This is a genomic window from Pseudoxanthobacter soli DSM 19599 (assembly GCF_900148505.1).
Lineage (GTDB): Bacteria > Pseudomonadota > Alphaproteobacteria > Rhizobiales > Segnochrobactraceae > Pseudoxanthobacter > Pseudoxanthobacter soli.
Genome location: NZ_FRXO01000007.1, coordinates 151,253 through 170,878, shown reverse-complemented (window position 1 = coordinate 170,878; position 19,626 = coordinate 151,253). Strand labels below are relative to the sequence as shown.

Annotated in this window: 15 protein-coding genes; 6 read left to right on the top strand and 9 right to left on the bottom strand. The window is 69.0% G+C overall.

Annotated features, from left to right (window positions below):
* The first annotated feature begins 538 nt into the window (after positions 1 to 538).
* Both BUF17_RS17055 and BUF17_RS17050 read left to right on the top strand, forming a co-directional pair.
* Positions 539 to 1,279 (top strand): TetR/AcrR family transcriptional regulator, encoded by a 741-nt coding sequence (locus tag BUF17_RS17055; RefSeq protein WP_073630914.1) that lies wholly within the window; start codon positions 539 to 541, stop codon positions 1,277 to 1,279.
* A 195-nt stretch (positions 1,280 to 1,474) separates the two neighbouring features.
* The gene (locus tag BUF17_RS17050; RefSeq protein WP_073630912.1) at positions 1,475 to 2,512 is read left to right on the top strand and encodes a hypothetical protein; all 1,038 of its coding nucleotides are present in this window, start codon (positions 1,475 to 1,477) and stop codon (positions 2,510 to 2,512) included.
* A 108-nt stretch (positions 2,513 to 2,620) separates the two neighbouring features.
* Here the strand turns inward: BUF17_RS17050 and BUF17_RS17045 are convergent, their stop codons facing one another.
* From BUF17_RS17045 to BUF17_RS17020, 6 genes are all read right to left on the bottom strand, one after another.
* Positions 2,621 to 3,361, bottom strand: coding sequence for an amino acid ABC transporter ATP-binding protein (locus BUF17_RS17045; protein ID WP_073630910.1), 741 nt, complete (start codon positions 3,359 to 3,361; stop codon positions 2,621 to 2,623).
* Positions 3,273 to 4,028, bottom strand: coding sequence for an amino acid ABC transporter permease (locus BUF17_RS17040; RefSeq protein ID WP_073630991.1), 756 nt, complete (start codon positions 4,026 to 4,028; stop codon positions 3,273 to 3,275). Before BUF17_RS17040 ends, BUF17_RS17045 begins: the two co-directional genes overlap by 89 nt.
* A complete protein-coding gene (locus tag BUF17_RS17035) occupies positions 4,028 to 4,702 on the bottom strand; it encodes an amino acid ABC transporter permease (RefSeq protein WP_073630908.1) in 675 nt (224 codons plus the stop codon). Before BUF17_RS17035 ends, BUF17_RS17040 begins: the two co-directional genes overlap by 1 nt.
* Positions 4,703 to 5,347: 645 nt before the next feature.
* Positions 5,348 to 6,157, bottom strand: a complete 810-nt coding sequence (locus BUF17_RS17030) for a transporter substrate-binding domain-containing protein (protein WP_073630906.1) — start codon at positions 6,155 to 6,157, stop codon at positions 5,348 to 5,350.
* A 193-nt stretch (positions 6,158 to 6,350) separates the two neighbouring features.
* Positions 6,351 to 7,118, bottom strand: coding sequence for an SDR family NAD(P)-dependent oxidoreductase (locus BUF17_RS17025; protein ID WP_073630904.1), 768 nt, complete (start codon positions 7,116 to 7,118; stop codon positions 6,351 to 6,353).
* 159 nt (positions 7,119 to 7,277) lie between these two features.
* Entirely contained in the window at positions 7,278 to 8,048 is a 771-nt protein-coding gene (locus BUF17_RS17020; protein WP_073630902.1) for an SDR family NAD(P)-dependent oxidoreductase, read from the bottom strand.
* A 270-nt stretch (positions 8,049 to 8,318) separates the two neighbouring features.
* Here BUF17_RS17020 and BUF17_RS17015 point away from each other — a divergent pair, with 270 nt between their 5' ends.
* The 3 genes from BUF17_RS17015 (at position 8,319) to BUF17_RS17005 (ending at position 11,685) form a co-directional block, all read left to right on the top strand.
* A complete protein-coding gene (locus BUF17_RS17015; RefSeq protein ID WP_084564821.1) occupies positions 8,319 to 9,311 on the top strand; it encodes a 3-hydroxyacyl-CoA dehydrogenase in 993 nt (330 codons plus the stop codon).
* The gene (locus BUF17_RS17010) at positions 9,308 to 11,038 is read left to right on the top strand and encodes an FAD-dependent oxidoreductase (RefSeq protein WP_073630900.1); all 1,731 of its coding nucleotides are present in this window, start codon (positions 9,308 to 9,310) and stop codon (positions 11,036 to 11,038) included. Before BUF17_RS17015 ends, BUF17_RS17010 begins: the two co-directional genes overlap by 4 nt.
* A gap of 383 nt (positions 11,039 to 11,421) precedes the next feature.
* Positions 11,422 to 11,685, top strand: coding sequence for a YtxH domain-containing protein (locus BUF17_RS17005; protein WP_073630898.1), 264 nt, complete (start codon positions 11,422 to 11,424; stop codon positions 11,683 to 11,685).
* 141 nt (positions 11,686 to 11,826) lie between these two features.
* Here BUF17_RS17005 and BUF17_RS17000 read toward each other — a convergent pair whose 3' ends face one another.
* A complete protein-coding gene (locus BUF17_RS17000) occupies positions 11,827 to 12,657 on the bottom strand; it encodes an IclR family transcriptional regulator domain-containing protein (protein WP_244530929.1) in 831 nt (276 codons plus the stop codon).
* On the bottom strand, positions 12,657 to 14,111 hold the full coding sequence (locus BUF17_RS16995) for an NAD-dependent succinate-semialdehyde dehydrogenase (protein ID WP_139282569.1): 1,455 nt from the start codon (positions 14,109 to 14,111) through the stop codon (positions 12,657 to 12,659). The genes BUF17_RS17000 and BUF17_RS16995 overlap by 1 nt, the downstream gene beginning before the upstream one ends.
* Positions 14,112 to 14,487: 376 nt before the next feature.
* Between BUF17_RS16995 and BUF17_RS16990 the strand changes: the two genes are divergently transcribed.
* Entirely contained in the window at positions 14,488 to 15,894 is a 1,407-nt protein-coding gene (locus BUF17_RS16990; RefSeq protein ID WP_073630896.1) for an aminotransferase, read from the top strand.
* Positions 15,895 to 16,089: 195 nt separating this feature from the next.
* On the opposite strand, the gene BUF17_RS16985 is transcribed toward BUF17_RS16990, so the two are convergent.
* On the bottom strand, positions 16,090 to 19,596 hold the full coding sequence (locus BUF17_RS16985; RefSeq protein ID WP_073630894.1) for a bifunctional cytochrome P450/NADPH--P450 reductase: 3,507 nt from the start codon (positions 19,594 to 19,596) through the stop codon (positions 16,090 to 16,092).
* Positions 19,597 to 19,626 lie beyond the last annotated feature (30 nt).

Below are 19,626 nucleotides of genomic sequence, written 5' to 3'. Positions count from 1 at the left end.
CAGGCTCACGGCCGTCCCTGGGCAATCGGTCCGTCCCATACCGCGCGGCGATGACAGGTCGCGCGGCGTCTGATCCGTCGCCGCATCGGGCCGGTGCCGGCATGCGGCGCTCCGCGTCGCCGGATGTGCGAACGCGACACACATTTGCAACCAATGGACGCATTGCCGCTTGACCTCCTCCCCGAGGACAAAGGGCGGCGTTGCACGCAATCGACTGCATCATCGCCGAAATTTTCCGATCCGCTCAAAAAGCGGCATAACATTAGTTATACTTTTAGTTGTATTTCCTCGTCATCCGGGCGTGCCGTTCGGCAGCGCCGTGCGGCCATGTCAGACGGTGACGAATGTCGATGGAGAACGATCCGGCCGGTTTCCCGCGACGCCCCTCGTGGCTCCACGCGCGGCGGCTCTGCCGCTGCCACCCTTCCCGGCACTGCGCCTGCGCCCCCGCCGGGCATAACGCCTGCGTCCCCGCCGATCCGCCCGGCCACGGCTCACCGGTCGCGATGCCGCGGGCGATGTCGCGCCGCTAACATCCATGAGCGGGCAGGCGGATGACGGATCCGGTCTCGCGCCGCTTCTGGCGCCCCTTCAGTCCGTCAACCTTTGGACGGCCGCACTCGGCCGCGGCCTCGGCGACCTCGCCGCGGGTCCCGCCGGACTTCTGATCTCGTCTGCCTTCCGCGTCATGCCGCGTCAGGCGCGCGCGCTGGACAGCGTGGAACGGCTGCTCGCCGCGACCATCCGCATCCTCCACCGGCGCCGGCGGCTAGACGGCGTCACGCTCGATGCCGTGGCGCGCGAGGCCGGCGTCACGGTGCAGGCCGCCTACCGCTACTTCGCCGACATTCACGACGTCATCCGCCTCGCGGTGCGCCGCGTGCAGGCAACCGCTTGCGAGAGCCTGCTCACGCTTCTGGCCGCGCACAGTTTCCGGACGGAGCACGATCTGGCGAGCACGATCGTCGCTTTCGTCGCCAGCGCCTGCGATCAGGCGCGCCGGCTCCCCGAGCCCCTACGCCACCACCTCGCCAGCCGCTATTTCGATGTCGGCGACGAGGCTCTGTGGATGGTGGCGGCGACCGCGCACGCCGTCTTCATCCGTGGCGAAGGACCGTGCGCCGCCCTGACGGTCCCGCAGATCAATGCGGGTCTCGTCGCGGTCGTTGCCGTCTCCCGGTCCTTCCTTTTGAGAGATGCCCTGCTCATGGGCGCACCGGAAAGCCTGCACCTGATGCGCGCCGTCCTTCTCGGTGCCCTGTTGCCGAGAGCCGGGTGAACCGCCGGTGAACAGGCCCGGCGCAGCCATTCCCGGGTTCGGGATCCCGCCTGCATCCGAAAAGTGAATTTCTCAACATTTATACTTTTGCGTGCATCAACGCCAGTGACGCACGCTGTCGGTGTCGTCGCCGAAGGCAGGCACGGCAGGCGCTCCGGGCGCCTCTTTCTTCCGCCCAAAACCAGCGAGAGAACGATGACCGACACCTACACCATCTACCTCGTGAACAATTCGGCCGACACCCAGAACTTCTGGTGCTTCCTGGCGCCGCCGCAGCAGCTGGCGAGCGACCCCGGCGTCTACGCCAACTCCTCCGCCTCGCTTGCGGTGCGTTCGCACGCCCAGGGTCAGAACTACTTCGCCATCCCCGTCCAGTACGTCGTCGGCGCCGGCGCCAGCAACCAGGCCGTCGGCCTCAACGTTCAGGTCGTGTCGAACGTCACCAACAAAGCCTCGCTCCAGGATCAGTGGAGCGCGGAATACGTCACGGTGCCGCCGAATCTGGGGCCGACGATGAAGCGCGTCGGCACCAGCGCACCCGCGAATATGATCTCGATCGCGTCCAACGCCTTCAACAAGGCCGGGAACGAGACGAACGGCTGGTTCAGCAGCCAATCGTTCGGCATCCAGACCCAGTCCGGCTTCATGGGCATGACCTGGTCGCCGAGCCCGCAGCAGACGCGCACTCTGACCCCTGAGCTGACGTTCTATGTCGCGGTCGGCGCCTACAACTACAATTCGCTGGCGAAGTGGACGGACGTTTCGTCCAATTGCGCCACGATCTCGGTGCCGAATGACTTCACGTACAACAAGTGCACGGTCACCTACACCGCTGAAGGCAACTGGACCGTCACCCAGGGGCCGCCCCCGACCTTGGCCTTGGCCTCCGATCTCGGCTGGCTGTTGTCGGAGGATCAGCGCGAACTCGCGGCGCTGACCTATCTCAGCCTCTCCGAGGACACCCAGGCCGACACGCTGGCCACGGTCGCGTGGGATTCCGCCGACATCTTCACCGCGAACGGCAACACCATCCTGAGCGGCAAGCTCACGGTCACCACCGCGCTCAGGGCGGCGTTCGCCTACTTCATCCTCAGCGGCGTCCGCTTCCAGGTAGACCGGTCGGAGGCGGGAGGGACGTCGGTCCACTTCAGCTATTCGGGCACGCGCAGCGCCCAGAGCATCCAGGATCTGTTCAAGGCGGGCGCCCAGCTCCTGTTCGGAAAGTCCGAATAACCGCCGCGCAGCGTCCGCGCTCCGGCTACCCGACGGCGCTCGGACCCTGAACGCCTCAAATCCAGCCTCCCGGTCGGCTGCATAGGCCAGCCGGGAGGCCTCCGCGCATCAATGGTGGCGCAGGATCTTGCCGACGAACTCGCGCGTGCGGGCTTCCTGCGGGTTCTCGAAAATCTGCGACGGCGGGCCGATCTCCACCACCTGGCCCTTGTCCATCATCACGACCCGCGTCGAGACCTCGCGCACGAACGCCATCTCGTGGGACACGATCAGCATGGTGATGCCCTCCCGCGCGAGCGAGCGCACGGTGTCGAGCACCTCGTTGACGAGTTCCGGATCGAGCGCGGCCGTCACCTCGTCGAGCAGCAGGATCTCCGGCCGCAGCGCGAGCGCGCGGGCAATGGCGACGCGCTGCTGCTGGCCGCCGGAAAGCTGGTCGGGATAGGAATGGTGCTTCTCGGCAAGCCCCACCTTCGCCAGCAGGGTCTCCGCCTCGCGCAGCACCTCGGCCTTCGGGCGCTTCTTGATCGAGATCGGCGCGATGGTGACGTTGCGCATCACGTCCATGTTCTGGAACAGGTTGTACTGCTGGAACACGATCGCCATGCGGTCGCGCATCGCCTTCAGCTGGGTGCGCGAGCCGTAGTCGATGCGCGTGCCGTCGATGCGCACCTCGCCCCCGGTCGGCGGCAAGAGGCCCATCAGAACGCGCAGGAACGTGCTCTTGCCGGAGCCGGAGGGGCCGATCAGGCTGATGACCTCACCCTTGTTCACCGACAGGTTCACGTTGTGCAGCACCCGGTGCTGCCCATAGGCGCTGGTCAGATTTTCGGCTTCGAGAAGAGGCAAGGCGTTTCTCCAGATAGGCTCCGAAGCGGCTGAGCGGATAGGAAATCACGAAATAGCCGGCGAGGATCACGGCATAGACCAGGAACGGCGAGAACCCGCGCCCCACGAACATCTTGCCGGTGAAGGCGAGTTCCACCACGCCCATCTGCGAGACGAGCGAGGTGTCCTTGATGAACATCACCATGAAGGCGATGCCGGGCGGCAAGATCACGGTCCAGGCCTGCGGCAGCACCACGAACAGAAGCGTGCGCGCGAAGCCGAAATTCATCACCTCGGCCGCCTCGCGCTGCTGGCGCGGCACGGATTCGAGCCCCGAGCGGATGATCTCCGACAGGAAGGCCGTCGACAGCATGCAGATCGAGATCACCGCGATCACGAACAGCGAGATGTCCCGCGTGATCGACTGCACCCCGAACATCACGATGAACAGGATCACGAGGAACGGGATGCGCCGGAAGATCTCGACATAGATCGTGACGAGAATGCGTAAGGGCATCAGGATCGGCGCGCGGGTCTCGCGGATCGCGGCGATGACGAAGCCGAACACGAACCCGCTGATGCAGCCGAGCAGCGTCAGGCCGATGGTGCGGCCCATCGCCTGCAGCACGAACACGGCATTGTAATAGGTGAAGAAGCGCGGGGCTTGCTGAACGATCTGGTCCCACATCAGAAAATCCTCGCCCTGACGCGGAAGGCCCAGCGCCCGACGAGGGCGAGCGCGATGGAAGCGACGAAGGTCAACACGACATAGATGACGGCGACCACGGAGAACGTCTCGATGGTGCGCAGGTTCTGGGTGGAGATATTGACGGCCCGGCCGGTGAGCTCCTCCACGCCGAAGATCGAGGCGAGCGAGCTGCCGAGCACCAGCCAGATGAAGAAGTTGCTGAGCGGCGCGTAGATCGTCTTGGCGATGTGCGGCAGCATCACGTAGCGCACGGTCTGCAGCCCGGACATGCCGAGCACCTGCGCCGTCTCGATTTCCTCGCGCCGGACTGAAAGCAGGCCGCCGCGCAGGATTTCCGTCAGATAGGCCCCGGAATTCACCGTCAGCCCCATCACCACCGCCGTCATCGGCGACAGCAGGATGCCGGCATCGGGCAGGGCGTAGAACAGGAAGAAGATCTGCACGAGCGCCGGGGTGTTGGTGAAGAACACCACATAGACGTTGATGACGCCCTTGAGGATGCGGCCGCCATAGACCTTGGCGAGCGCGCCGGCGAGCCCGATGACCGCGCCCAGCCAGAACGACAGGAAGGCGATCTCGAGCGTGAGCACCGCCCCGTCGAGCAGATAGGGCAGCTTGTCGAGCACGACCCCGTATTGGAAGGTGTAGTTCAACGCACAGAGCCTCCGAATGGCCTCTGACCGGGCCTGAACTGGCCGGGATAGATCTCGCCGCCGCCTCGCGGCGTCCGTCCGGGAGACGCGCCCCGCGGCGGGACCGTGCCTGGCCCGGCGGGGATCTCTCGGGGAAGGGACGTTCCGCCTTGCGGACGGAAACCGTGCGGGGACGGTCCCCGCCGGCTCTCGCCGACGGGATGCCCTCCGACGACCGGCACCCCGCAAGCGGCGCTTCGTGGACGAGTTGGCAGACTATACCAGAACCTTCGCCGCCGTCCCGGCGCGCTCGGCCTCGCCCTGGCACCGATGCCGCGAGCGGATGGAAGCGGCAGGGGAGGGCTGGAGCGTACCTCGTTCGGACCGGACCGATCCGGACGACAGGATAGGCACAAACCTTGAATCCGGCGCGATTTCTCGCCGATGGCGCTTTCCTGTCGATCTGACGTGTCCGTCAGGTCGGAAGGCGCTCGATGGGGCGCACGGGTCGGACGCATCGACCGGGACGAACGGCCCGCGGCGGATGGTCCGAACCGCAAGGCCCGAACGATGGACCCCGAGGCCGGCGCAGCGGAACGGAGCGGCCCCGGCACGTCCCGGCCGGATGGTCTATCCGGCCGGAAAGTACGGTTCACATCAGGACGATCAGAAGAACGGGTTCGGAACCACCGGCACCATCATCGGCGTGCCGTACCACTTCTTCCAGGTGTCGTTGATGTACTCGCTGGTGTGCAGATCGTAGAGCAGCACGTTCAGGAACAGCCGCAGGCCGTCATTGCCCTTGGAAACACCGATCGAGTCATAGTTGGTGAAGATCGTGTCGCTGAGCACGCGCCACTTCACGTCCGGGTAATTCTTGGTGAAGGCGAGGAAGAAGTCGATGTTCTCGACGAGGGCGTCGCCGCGGCCCTGAGCGATGGCGCGCACAGTGTCGGCGTTGGTCTCGACCAGCAGCACCTTCGGCTTGGGCAGCTTTTCCTTCAGGAAGTCGACCGACCAGTTGCCGCGCATGTTGACGAGGGTGATGTTCTCGTCGTTCAGGTCCGACCACTTCTCGGCCTTCACCTTGTCGGTGGTCAGCACGGCCATGGATTCGGTGTGCAGCGGCACCGTGAAGTCGATCAGCTTGGCGCGTTCGGCCGAGCGGGTCAGGGCGCCGAGCGAGATGTCGATCTGGTCGGCGACCAGATAGGGAACGCGCTGGGCGGTCTCGGTCGGCACGAACTCGGCCTTCACGCCGAGCGCGGTGGCAATCTTGTTGCCCACGTCGATGTCGAAGCCTTCGAGCTCGTTCGTGGTGCCGTAGGAGCTCATCGGCGGGAAGTTCGGGTTGACGCCGATGCGGATCGTGCCGGCCTGGATGATCTGGTCGAGCGAACGGGCCTCGACGGTCTGGCCGGCGATCGCCGTGCCGATCAGCGCCGACGCAGCGAGCAGGAATAGTTTGCGCAGCATGAAAGTCGGTCCTCCTCCGCCGGACACGCCGGCTGTGTTGCCCCTCTGGTCGATCGGCCGGCTCTTTGCGAAGCTTCGATCCCCTCAACCAGCGACCATCATGCTGACGTTCTCGCGCACAATGGTCAACCGAAATGTTCGTATAGCGCACGCTTGTTCGTAAATTTATGCGTACAGCGAGACCCAGGGGTGCTCACCGCACGTAGGTCGCCCCGTTCACGTCGAGCGTCGCGCCCGAGAGATGCCGCGCCTTGCCCGAGGCGAGGAAGGTGACGAGGTTGCCGATGTCCTCCGGCGGCACCCACTCGCCCATGGCGAGCCCGGCGAACACCTTTTCCGTGCCGCCCTGGGTCGCGGCGAAGGATTCCGACATCTGGGTGCCGACCACGCCGGGCGCGATGATGTAGGTGAGCACATTGTCCTTGGCGTAGGCGCGGGCCACCGTCTGGGCCATTGCCTTCACGGCCGCCTTCGAGGCGGCATAGGCCATCGTCGCCGGGTTGGTCACGCCCCGCTGGGCGCCCCAGCTCGAGATCGTCACGAGGATGCCGCCGCCGTTCGCCAGGAAGTGCTTCAGCGCACGCCGCATCAGCCGCGCCGGGGCGAGCACGTTCACCTGCAGGGTTTCGGCCCACACAGCGTCCCAGGTCTCGTCGTCCTCCTCGATGCCGCCGTTCCACCGCATGATGGCGGCGTTGTTGACGAACACGTCGATGCGGCCCTTCCACGCCTCCGCCTCGTCCCACAGCCGCTCGGCGGCGGCGAGATCGTGCAGGTCGGCCTGGATCAGCTTTTTGCGCTCGGCCGGCACGTCCGCGAGAGCGGCTTCGGCGCCGGCGCGGTCGCCGCCATAATGGGCGATGACGGTGGCGCCCGCCGCGCCCGCGATGCGGGCGATCGCCGCCCCGATGCCCTTCGAGGCGCCCGTGACGAGAACGATCCTGCCGTCGAGTTCAAACATGCCTGCGCTCCGCGTGGTTATGGTTTCGTGCCGACCGGGACAATGGTACGGCGCGACAAGGACAAGGAATCTCGGAAAGGACTTCGCGCCAAAGGCCGCCCTGCGGCGCCCCCCGGCGTCTGCACCGCCCGCCGGCCGGCCCGGCGGCGAACGGGGCGATCAGGCGAGGCCGGCATCGACCGGCAGCAGCGCGCCGGTGATCCCGCTCGAAAGATCGCAGGCCAGGAACAGCGCCGCCTTGGCGACATCATCCACCGTCGCGAGGCGGCCGAGCGCCGTCGCCGCGGCGAAGCTGTCGAGCGCTGCATCCGAGGCCGGCCCCGTTCCATTCTCCGCCCGCGCCGCGATGCGCGCGACCAGCGCCTCCGTGGCGATGGGGCCGGGCGCGAGCCCGTTGACGCGGATGCCGTGGCGGCCGAGGTCCCGCGCCGCCGCGCGCACGATGCCGAGCACGGCGTGCTTGCTGGCGGTGTAGAGCATCTGGCGGGGATGGGCCACGACGGCGTTGACGGAGGCCATCGCCACCACCGTTCCGCCACCGGCCGCCTTCAGGGCCGGGATCGCCTGCTTCAGTGCCGCGGCGACGCCGCGCACGTTCACCGCCATCACCCGGTCCCACTCGTCGAAATCGAGCGCTTCGGTCTCGCGCCACGGCGGCACCAGACCGGCATTGGCGACGAGAATGTCGAGCCGGCCGTGGCGGTCGACCGTGTCCGCGACCGCGGCGGCTAGCGCATCTTCGTCGCGCACGTCGCCGCCCGCGAACGCGAAGCCGTGGGGCAGCGCCGCCGTCGCCTCCGCCTCGGCGCCGGGCAGATCGAACGCCGTTCCGGCCGCGCCCTCGGCCGCGAACCGGCGGCAGATCGCGAGCCCGAGCCCGCGGGAGGCCCCCGTCACCAGCGCCACGCGCCTGCCCAGAAGCCGGCTCATGGTCGTGCCCCGCCGCACGGCATCGCAAGGTGGGCGGGCAGCGCGGGGCAGCCGCCACGGGCCGACGCCCGTGCGCAGGCGCGGCGCGCTGAAAGCGGGAGCGGCAGGCAACCAGGCATGAGACGCCTCGCGCGGGTCAGAGGGAAACGGATCCACCTTGCGGATCGGCCTTGCGGATCGTCTGGGCGAGTGTAATCATGTGAACATAAGTTCGCAATGCGAACGTAATGACATCTCTCCTCTCGCGTCACTGCGCGCAACGGTTGGATCATGACCGCGGATACTCCCAACGAGAGCCCCGACCGGCAAGACCCGGCGCAAGCGGCGTCCGCGCCCGTCGCCGTGATCGGCGGCGGCAGCATCGGCATCGCCTTCGCCATCGTGTTCGCCCGCGCCGGCCGCCCGGTCAGGCTTCAGGAGCCGGACGAGACCCGGCGCGCGGCGGTCCCCGGCCTCGTCGCCGGCAAGCTCGCCGATCTCGCGGCCTACGATCTGCTCGACGAACCGGTGGATGCCGTCGCGGCCCGCATCGCCGTCGTCGGTGATCTCGCCGCCGCCGTCGCCGGGGTCGCCTACGTGCAGGAATGCGCGCCCGAGCGGCTCGATCTCAAGACGGCCCTGTTCGCCGAACTCGACCGTCTCGCGCCGCCTGGCGCGGTGCTCGCCAGCGCCTCCTCGGCCATCACGGCCTCGTCCTTCGCCGCCGGTCTCGCCGGGCGCGACCGTGTGCTGGTGGTCCATCCCGGCAACCCGCCGTTTCTCATTCCCGTGGCGGAGGTCGTGCCGGCGCCGTTCACCCGGCCGGATGTCGTCGCCGCGGCGCAGGCCATCCTTTCTCAGGCCGGACTCTCCCCGGTGCTGGTGCACAAGGAGGTCGAGGGCTTCGTCTTCAACCGCCTTCAGGGCGCGCTGCTGCGGGAAGCCTATTGCCTCGTGCGCGACGGCGTCGCATCGGTGGAGGATATCGACACCATCGTCCGCGACGGCCTCGGCCTGCGCTGGTCGGTCATCGGGCCGTTCGAAACCGTGGATCTCAACACCCAGGGCGGCATCGCCTCCCATGCCGAGAAGATGGGGCCTGCCTATGCCCGCATGGGCGCCGAACGCGGCCAGAACGATCCGTGGACGCCGGACCTCGTCGCGACCGTCGCCGCCGAGAGGCGCGCGCTGCTGCCGCTCGACCGGTGGGGCGAGCGCGTCGCCTGGCGGGACCGCCGGCTGATGTCCCTCGTGCGCCACCGCCGTTCGGAGAACCCGACATGAAGCCGCCCGCCGAGGGCAAATCCGCCGAGAGCAAGTCCGCAGACGATTCGTCCGTCGAGATCGCGTTCGAGGGCCGCCGGATCGCGGCCCGCCGCGGCGAAAGCCTCGCCGCCGCGCTGACCGGCGATGGCGTGCGCGTCATGCGCAGCAACCGCAGCGGCGACGAGCGCGGCCTGTTCTGCGGCATGGGCGTCTGCCACGACTGCATCGTCGAGGTGGACGGCTGCGCCAACCAGCGCAGTTGCATGACCAAGGTCGACCGGCCGATGCAGGTGCGCCGCGAGGCCCATGGCCGCCCGCCGCTGCCGCCCGCAGCCGGAGAGGCCCTCGCGAGCGGCGCCGCCGCCGAACGGCTTTCGCCGGACATTCTGGTGATCGGCGCCGGTCCCGGCGGCCTTTCGGCCGCGCTCGCCGCCCGGCGGGCGGGGGCCGAGGTCCTCGTGGTGGACGAGCGGTCCCAGGCCGGCGGCCAATATTTCAAGCAGCTCGCCGTCGAAGGTCCCGGCATCGCGCCGGCCGACCGCCAGCACCGCGAGGGCAGGGCGCTGATCGAGACGGTCGTAGCGGCCGGCGTCACGATCCGGTCCGGCTGCACCGTGTGGGGCGGGTTCGACCCCGGCCTGTTCGCGGCCGCCGATGCCGCCGGCGCGATGGAGATCACCCCCGGCGCCACCATCGTCGCCACCGGCGCCTACGAGCGCGGCTGGCCCGTGCCGGGCTGGACGCTTCCCGGCGTGATGACCACCGGCGCGGCGCAGACGCTGTGGCGCACCGCCCGCCGCCTGCCGGGCCGGCGCGTGCTGATCGCCGGCAACGGCCCGCTCAATCTCCAGCTTGCCGCCGAGCTGATCGCCGGCGGAGCCGAAATCGTCGCCGTCGCCGAGGCGGCGGCCCGTCCCGGCCTTGCGAGCGCCGGCCTTCTTCTCGAAATGGCGCGCGCGGCCCCGGAACTGGTCGGCGAGGGCGTGCGCTACCACGCCCGCCGCCGCGCCGCCGGCACGCCGATGCTCTACGGCACGCTCATCACCGGCATCGAGGCGACCGCCTCCGGCCTGACGGCGCGCGTCGCGTCGCCGGCCGGCGAGCGCACGTTCGAGGTCGACGCCGTCTGTCTCGGCTACGGCTTCGAACCCGCCAGCGAACTCCTGCGCGCGCTCGGCTGCGGCCACGATTACGATGCGGACCGCCGCCAGCTCGCGGTGCGCCGCGACGGGCGCGGCCTCACCGACGTCGCCGGAATCTATGCCCTCGGCGACTGCACCGGGCTCGGCGGCGCCCGGCTGGCGCTCGCGGAAGGCGTGCTCGTCGGGCTTGCCGCCGCCGAATCGCTCGGCCGGCCGATTCCCGCCGCGCTCCGTGCCGAGGCCGCGCGGGCGGATAAGGATCGCGCGCGCCACCGCCGCTTCCAGCGCGCCCTGTGGCAGCTCTACGCCGCCCCGGCCTATGACTGGTCGCTCGCCACGCCCGACACGCTCCTCTGCCGCTGCGAGGAGGTGACGTTCGGCCAGATCGAGGCCGCGCTCGGCGAGAACATGCGCGAGATCGGCGCCGTGAAGCGGCGCACCCGCGTCGGCATGGGCCGGTGCCAGGGCCGCTATTGCGCGCCGCTGCTCGATGCCTTCCTCGCCGACCGCTTCGGCCGGCCCCGCGACGAGTTCACCGGCTTCGCCCCCCGCATTCCGGTCAAGCCCGTCGCCATCGAGGACATTGCCCGCCTCGCGCCCTGAACGCGCGGGCGGCCTCGGCGGCCATCCCGGTCACGCCGACGGCCCCATCGGCGGCCGTGCCGCCGGCCGTCGTCAATTCCGGCCGTGCCGCAGGCCTTCGTTAATTCCAGGAAATATACCCAGCGTGGGTGACGGGCCTCTGTATCGTTACGTCCGAAGGCGTATCTTCCCATCATCGACGTCGCGATGAAGTCGAAGGCACCGAAGAACACGACGTTCCTGTAGCTTTCATCGTAACGACGTCGTCGTCCGCCAGGCCGACCCGTAAAACGTCTCGGGCTGACGACCGTTCAACGCGAACATCCGGCTTCCGAATCAACCGCTCCCGGCCGTGCCGGGACCGGAAGCGGGATTGCTGTGGCCCGAAAACGAAGGAGGCCGTCATGTCGAGTGATACGATCAAAATCGGACCCCTGTTCCCGAAGGTAGGGTTCGTCCGCAGCGCAGCCGCGATACGGCTCCCGGTGCGGCTTGTTCGGCTCCGCGCACTCTTGCGGGCCTGCGCCGAGCCCGCCGCGGGCGCCCTCGTCGGCGCGGCGATCGGGGCGCTGATCGGCCTGCTGCTCTGCCCGGGCACCGGCGCGCTCGGCGTCGTGGTGGCGTCCGGCATCAGCGCCCTCGGCGGCATCGCCGCCGTCCTGTTCTGATCACGGGGGCGCGACACGCGCCCTCGGCGGCATCGCCGCCGTTCTGTTCTGGTCCCGGGGGCGCGCCGCGCGCCCTCGGCGGCATCGCCGCCGTTCTGTTCTGGTCCCGGGGGCGCGCCGCGCGCCCTCGGGGGCCTCGCCTCAGATCTGCAGGGCGCGGGTGATGCGGTTGGAGGCTTCCAGCGTTTCCGCCAGCACCCGCGTGCGCATGTCTTCCAGCGTGATGCGCATGCTCGGGCAGCACACATTGAGCGCGGCGACGATCTTGCCCTGGCCGTCGCGCACCGGCACCGAGAGCGAGCGCAGCCCGACCTCGAGTTCCTGATCCACGATCGACCAGCCCTTCAACCGCACCTCGTCGATCTGGTCGCGAAGCTGCACCTTGGAGGTGGTGGTGTTCGGGGTGAACTTGGTCAGCGTCATCTCCTCCAGGTACTGGTGGAGAAGTTCGTCCGGCAGCGCGGCCAGCAGCACGCGCCCGGTGGAAACGGTGTGGGCCGGCACGCGGCTGCCGATATTGATGCCGACATTCATCCGCCGGTTCGATGTCGCCCGGGCGACATAGATCACCGAATCATGGTCGAGCACCGCGGCGAAGCACGATTCCTGCAGCTTCTCCGACAGGTCGTTCATGATCGGCTGGGCCACATCCCAGATGTCCATGGACGACAGCGCGGAGAAGCCGAGCTCCAGGATTTTCGGCCGCAGGTTGAAATATTTGCCGTTGGTCTCGACGTAACCTTCCCGCACCAGCGTAAGCAGGAAGCGGCGCACGGTGGCGCGGGTCATGCCCGTCGCCTGCGCCACCTCGCTCAGGGTCATCTTCGGCGTATGCCGGGTGAAGACCTTGATGACTTCAAGCCCCCGCGCGAGCGAATTCACATAGTCGCGGTCGTTGACCTCGACGACGGGATCCCCCGCGGTCGCTTCTTCGCCCGTCATCAGGTCATCGTTCACGGTGGCTTCGCTCATCAGTTCATGTCGCCCAAGCAGATATATTTGAGTTCTAGGAACTCTTCGATGCCGTGCCGGGAGCCCTCACGGCCGATTCCCGACGCCTTCACTCCCCCGAAGGGTGCTCCTTCATAGGCTGTCAGGCCAGCATTGACGCCCACGATGCCAAATTCAAGCGCTTCGGCCACGCGCCATGTCCGCGCGAGGTTCGTGGTGAAGAAATAGGCGGCCAGTCCGAACTCCGTGTCGTTGGCCTGCGCGATCACCTCCTTCTCGTCCGTGAAGCGGAACACCGGCGCCACCGGGCCGAAGGTCTCCTCGCGGGCGATGCGCATGTCGGCGGTCGCGTCCGCCAGCACGGTCGGCTTGTAGAAGGTGCCACCCAGGGCATGGCGCTCGCCGCCGGTCACGACGCGCGCCCCCTTGGCCAGCGCGTCGGCAACGTGCTCCTCCACCTTGGCGACGGCGGACTCGTCGATCAGCGGTCCCTGCTCGCTGCCCTCGGCCATGCCGTCGCCCACCTTCATGGCGGCGACGACTTCGGCGAAGCGGGCGACGAAGGCGTCGTAGATGCCGTCCTGCACGTACAGGCGGTTGGCGCAGACGCAGGTCTGGCCGGCATTGCGGAACTTCGAGGCGACCGCGCCCTGCACCGCGGTCTCAAGGGTCGCGTCGTCGAACACGATCAGGGGCGCGTTGCCGCCCAGTTCCAGCGATACCTTCTTGATGGTGCCGGCGGCCTTCGCCATCAGTTCGCGGCCGACTTCGGTCGAGCCGGTGAACGTCACCTTGCGGACCGTCGGGTTGGTGACGAGTTCGTCGCCGACCACCGAGGCGCTGCCGGTGACGACGTTGAACACCCCGGCCGGCAGGCCCGCGCGGTCGGCGAGTTCGGCAAGCGCGAGCGCGGAAAACGGCGTCGCGCTCGCCGGCTTCAGCACCATGGTGCAGCCGGCCGCGATCGCCGGTCCCGCCTTGCGCGGGATCATCGCCATCGGGAAATTCCACGGCGTGATCGCCGCGCACACGCCGATCGGCTGGCGGATGGCGAGCAGGCGCTTGTCGCGGGTGGGGGCGGGAATGGTCTCGCCGGAAACGCGCTTGGCTTCCTCCGCGAACCACTCGAAGAACGCGGCGCCGTAGAGGATCTCGCCCCGCGCCTCGGGGAAGGGCTTGCCCTGTTCGGCGGTGAGGATGCGGGCGAGATCGTCGGCGTTGGCGACGATCAGGTCGTACCAGCGCCGGATGATGCCGGCCCGCTCCTTGGCGGGCGTCGCCGCCCAGTCGGCCAGCGCGGCAGACGCGGCGGCGATGGCGGCCTGCGTCCGTTCGCGGCCGAGCTTCGGCACCTGGCCCACCACGGCGCCGGTCGCAGGGTTGGTGACGACGATGGCGTCGCCGGTTCCGTCCTCCCAACGGCCGTCGACATAGCAGGCCTGACGGAGAAGGGCGGTGTCGTTGAGCGTCAGCATGGCGGGGATCCTTGGGCGCAGTCCTGAAGGCGCGGTCCGGTCGGCCCGGATCGCGACAGACGGCGACGGCACGGGCTGGGAGCACGTCATATTACGAACAAATGTGCGTAAAGCGAACAAAATTTATTCGCTGGATGGACCGCTCCGGATGCGCGGACGGTCGCGAGCGGTGTTTTCCGCTTGCAAACCAGCCCTATCGCGCGCCAGATATGCGCACAGTCGTTCGCATTGCGGATGACTGCACGGCGATCCGATCGCGATCGTCCGGCGAGCCGCGCTGCGGGCGTTCTGCCTTGCCCGGCCATGCCCGCCGACGCCCCGGACCGCCTCCCGCCTGCGCCGATACCTGCCGGCGCATCCTCGCCGGAGAGCTTTCATGACCACGATCTTGCGCAACGGGCCCGATCTCGAATCCCTCGACAAGCGCTATCTCTTCCATCCCTTCACCGCGCTCGCCGACCACGAGCGCACCGGGCCGCAGGTCATCGTCAAGGGCGAGGGCGTGTGGCTGGAGGACGCCCACGGCCAGCGCTATCTCGATGGCATGGCGGGGTTGTGGTGCGTCAATGTGGGCTACGGCCGGCCGGAGATCGCCGAGGCGATCCACCGGCAGGCGCTGACGCTGCCCTATTTCCACTCGTTCTCGTCCTGGGCCACCGACACGCCGATCCTGCTCGCCGAGAAGCTGATCGAGATGGCGCCGGTGCCGATGTCCAAGGTGTTCTTCGGCCAGTCCGGCTCGGACGCCAACGACACCCAGATCAAGATCGTCTGGTACTACAACAACGCCCGCGGCAAGCCGCAGAAGAAGAAGATCATCGCCCGCCGTCGCGGCTATCACGGCGTCACGCTCGCCTCCGCCAGCCTCACCGGCATGCCCTCGCTGCATTCCGGGTTCGACCTGCCGCTCGATTTCGTGCGCCACACCACGCCGCCCTACCGGCTGTGGGAGGCCGAGCCCGGCCAGTCGGATGCGGACTTCGTGGCGAAGCTCGCCCGCGATCTGGAAGACCTCATTCTCGCCGAGGGGCCGGATACGGTCGGCGCCGTCATCATGGAGCCGGTGATGGGCGCCGGTGGCGTGATCGTGCCGCCGAAGGGCTACTATCCGGCGATCCGCGCCGTGCTCGACCGTCACGACGTGCTTCTGATCGCCGACGAGGTCATCTCCGGCTTCGGCCGTCTCGGCACCATGTTCGGCGCGACCGCGATGGAGATGCAGCCGGACCTGATCTCGGTCGCCAAGGGTATCACATCGGCCTATGTCCCCCTTTCCGGCTGTATGGTGTCGGAGAAGGTGTGGCGCACCATCGTCGATGGCCAGGCCACGCTCGGCGTGTTCGGCCATGGCTACACCTACTCGGCCCATCCGCTCGCCGCCGCGGCGGCGCTCGCCAATCTCGACATCATCGAGAAGGACGGCCTCGTCGAGCAGGCCGGCCGCCGCGGCGCCTTCATGCACGAGCGGCTCGCCGAGGCGTTCGCCGATCACCCGCTCGTCGGCGATATCCGCGGCCATGGCCTCGTCGGCGCCGTGGAGTTCGTGGCGGCGAAGGAACCCGCGACCCGGTTCGAGCCCTCGCTCAAGATCGCCGGCCGCATCGTCAAGGCCGCGCTCGCCGAAGGGCTCATCACCCGCGCGCTGCCCCATGCCGATACCATCTCGTTCTCGCCGCCGTTCGTGATCTCCGAGGACGAGATCGCGCTGATGGTCTCCCGCGCCCGCACCGCCGTCGACCGCGTCGCCGACGAACTCGTCCGCGAAGGCCTCTGGCACGGCTGACCGGGCCGAAGCCCCCGCTCCTGCGGCATGTCCCGTCCGGATCGAACCCGTCCGGACGGGACATGTTCAAGCGTCTGAATCTGGAGCGGTTTCCTGCCGATCGGATGAGCCCATCCGATCGGAGAGCGCTCCCGATCCGCGAATGCCGCCTGTCCCCGTGTGCCTCACCGCGCGCGGGGACAGGCGTTTCGGGCCTCAGGCCGAGGCCCACACGTCCTGAAGATAGCGCCCGCCGGCTTCCAGCTCCGCCAGCGCCGGCCCGCCGAGAAGCTCGGCGAAGGTGGCGCGCACGTCCGGGGCCATGGTGCGGGCATTGCCGCAGACGAGAACGGAGGCGCCGCCGGCCACCTGCCGCCGCACCTCGTCCCCGTGCACGCGCAGCAGATCCTGCACATAGGTTCTCGGCGTGCCCGCACGGCGGGAGAAGCCCACCGCCAGCAGGCTCAGCGTGCCCTCGTCGCGATAGGTCTCCAGTTCCTCGCGGTAGAGATAGTCGCTCTCGTCGCGGCAGCCGAAGAACAGCAGCACCGGGCCGACGGCGAGCCCCTGCGCCCGCTGGGCGTGGCGCTCCTGGATGAAGCCACGCAGCGGCGCGAGCCCCGTGCCCGGCCCGATCAGTACCAGCGGCACGGCAGGGTCAGCCGGCAGATGGAATGCGCTGCCGGTGTCCTTCACCAGCACGCGCAGCGGCGTGTCTTCGGCGCAGGCCGCCAGATAGGGGCTGCACAGGCCGTCATGCCGCACCCCGTCGGCGGTGTCGAACTGGTGCACGCCGACGGTGATCGTGCAGGCCTGCGGCGACATCAGCGGCGAAGACGAGATGGAATAATAGCGCGGCTTCAGCGCCGGGCGGATCGTGAGCAGCGTGGCGAGGTCGAGCTTCACGGAGGGCACCTGCGCCAGCAGGTCCTCCATGCGCGGCTTCGCCTCCGCCACGGCCGTCGGGAAATCCGACAGCCAGCCGGAGATCCGCGCCCGGTCCGGCGGACATTGGGCCGCCTGCGCCCACGCGCGCAGATCGCGGCGGGTGACGGGGCCTGCGAGGTCCACGTGTTCGGCCAGCAGTTCGCCGACGGTAACCGGCATGCCGAAGGGCAGCCCGGCCTCGCCGGCGGCTTCCGGGTGAAGGGCGGTCAGCAGCACGCGCGTCTCCGGCGCAAGGCCGCAGCGCGCGGCGGCGGAGGCGACCAGAGCCGGCGGGTTGACGGGGAACACAGCCAGGTGGTCGCCGGCGGCATAGGAGGTGCTGGCCGGCAGCGGAATCTCGATATGCCGGGTCGAGCAGACCGCGCCGGCCCCCTGCAGTTCCCGATTGATCCCGACCCGGGCCAAGAACGCGCCCTGGTCGAGCCTGGTGCCGGAACGCGGCGCCGCGCCGCTGGCGTTGCCGGCGAAATTCACCACCTCCACCTTCACCGCCGGCATGTCCGCAATCGCGCCCGGGTCACGCGCGCCGAAGTCACGCGCGCCGGGGCCGGTCGCATCGCCGCCGTCCGCGCTTCCGAAGGCGGTTTCCAGGGCTGCCCAGAAGGCGGCGGTCCAGCTGTCCACCGCCGCCTCGTAATCGCCCGCGGCATCCGCCGTGCCGGCCTCCAGCAGCGCGGTGCCGCCCAGCTCGGAGAGGCGCGCGGCGACGGTCTTCGGGAACTTCTGGAAGGTCTGGTGCCACTGGGTGTTGCCGCAGCCGAGCACCGCGTACCGCAGCCCGGCGCAGGCACCGGCGGGCGCCGCTTCCAGCCATTTCGCGAAGCGGGCGGCATTGTCCGGCGGCGTGCCGTTATAGGTCGAGGTCACGATCAGCACCGGCCCGTCCGTCAGCCAGGGCTGTCCGGCCTGCTCGTCCAGCTCCGCCACCGTGGCCGAGAAGCCCCGCGCCCCCGCCTGCTGTGCAAGGGCCAGCGCCACGTCGCGGCAGCCGCCCATGTTGGAGCCGTAGAGCACGCTCATGCGCCGCCCGCCCGCCTGCGCGGCCTCGGCAGCGGGCGCGGCCTGCGCCTTCGGCGGCTCCGGCCGGATCGGGAAGCGGCCCTTCACCTCCGGCCGGCGCTCCAGCAGCATCTCCAGATGAGCCGGCTTCACGGTGAGCGCCTGCTTGTGGCGCAGCACGTAATGCGGGTCCTTCGGGTGGGCGGTGAAGCGCTGGATGAAGCGCGCCAGCACCATCTTGGCCTCGATCAGGGCGAACTGGAAACCGATGCACGAGCGCGCGCCCATGCCGAAGGGATGGTAGGCGTGGGGATGGTGGCGCTCCTCCTCTTCCGGCCCGAACCGGTCGGGACGGAACACCTGCGCATCCTCCCCCCAGAAGCGCGGGTTCTTCTGCATCGCCGACAGCGAGACGAAGATGCGCTCGCCCGCCTTCACCTCGTAGCGGCCGTTGCCCACCACCGCGTCGCGGGTGATGGCGCGCGGGAACATCGGCACCGGCGGGCACAGCCGCAGCGCCTCCTTCAGCACCCGCTGCGTGTAGACCAGCCGGCCGACATCCTCGTAGGTCGGCTTGTACGAGAAATCCCGGCCGAGCACCTGATCCACCTCGGCGATGAGCGTCTCCATCGTCTCGGGATATTTCCACAGGTGATAGAGGGCGTAGGCCAGCATGCCGGAGGTGGTCTCGTGCCCCGCGATGAGCAGCACGATGAGCTGCCCGCGGATGTTGTCGTCCGGCAGCTTCTGCCCGGTCACGCGGTCGGGCGTGGTGAGCATGACCTGAAGCAGGTCGGTCGGCACCGCCTCGCCGGCGGCCATGGCGGCGCGGCGCTCGGCGACGATCGTCTCCACCTCCTCCAGCATGATCCTGTCGGCCGCCGCCCGCGCCTTGCGGGCCTGGTGATAGAACACCTCCGGCAGCAGGCGCTTGGGCTCCGCCATGGCGTCCGTCAGCACCACGTTCATCGCCTCCACGAACGGCGGCAGGCCCGGCGAATCGACGGCCCCGTAGCGGCGGTTGAAGGCGGCGTACGAGATGGCCTCGAAGGTCATCCGCGTCATCAGCTCGGTGGCGAGGAAGCTTTCGCCGGGCGCGAGCCGGTCGAGATGGTCCAGCAGGTCGTCCGCGACCTCGACGATGCGGCCATAATAGTTCTTGAGCGCCGTCGCGCCGAAGGCCGGGGCGAGGATGCGGTGCGCCTGATGCCACAGCGGATCGTTGTCGCTCGCCGTGAACAGGGCGCTGCCGACGCTCTTGTCCGCGAGGTTGCGCAGGCCGCCGCGCCCTTCCACCAGCTTGGCGAACACGTCCGGCGCGGCGCACATCTCCGCGACGATGTCCGCGTCGGCGCAGAAATAGGCCCGCTTGCCGGCGACCTGAAACGCGAAGAACTCGCCGTGCTTCGCATGCAGGGCATCGACCGCCGCCACGAGGCCGTCGGCGTGGTGCAGGTCGGGCAGGTTGCCGATGATGGGATAGGGCCGGGGACCCTGCACCGCTTGGCGGACCGCAGGCGCGGCCGGGGCCGGCGCCCCGCTCTCCACCACGAGCCGCAGCCGCATGCCGTCGGGCACGCTGTCGTCGAAGGCGACGACAGTCCCGTCCGCCGTTTCGACATGGAACGCCGCGTCCGCCTCGAGGCCAGCGGCCGCGCGCACGGCCGCCAGCACCGCCTCCCGGCTCGCGCCCGGAAACCAGCACACGCGCACGGTGCCAGCCGCCATGTCGAGGTCTACGTTCTTCAGGGCCGGGGGCGTTGAGGTCTCGGACATGGTGTCTCCATCGGGCAACCCGGGAAGCAG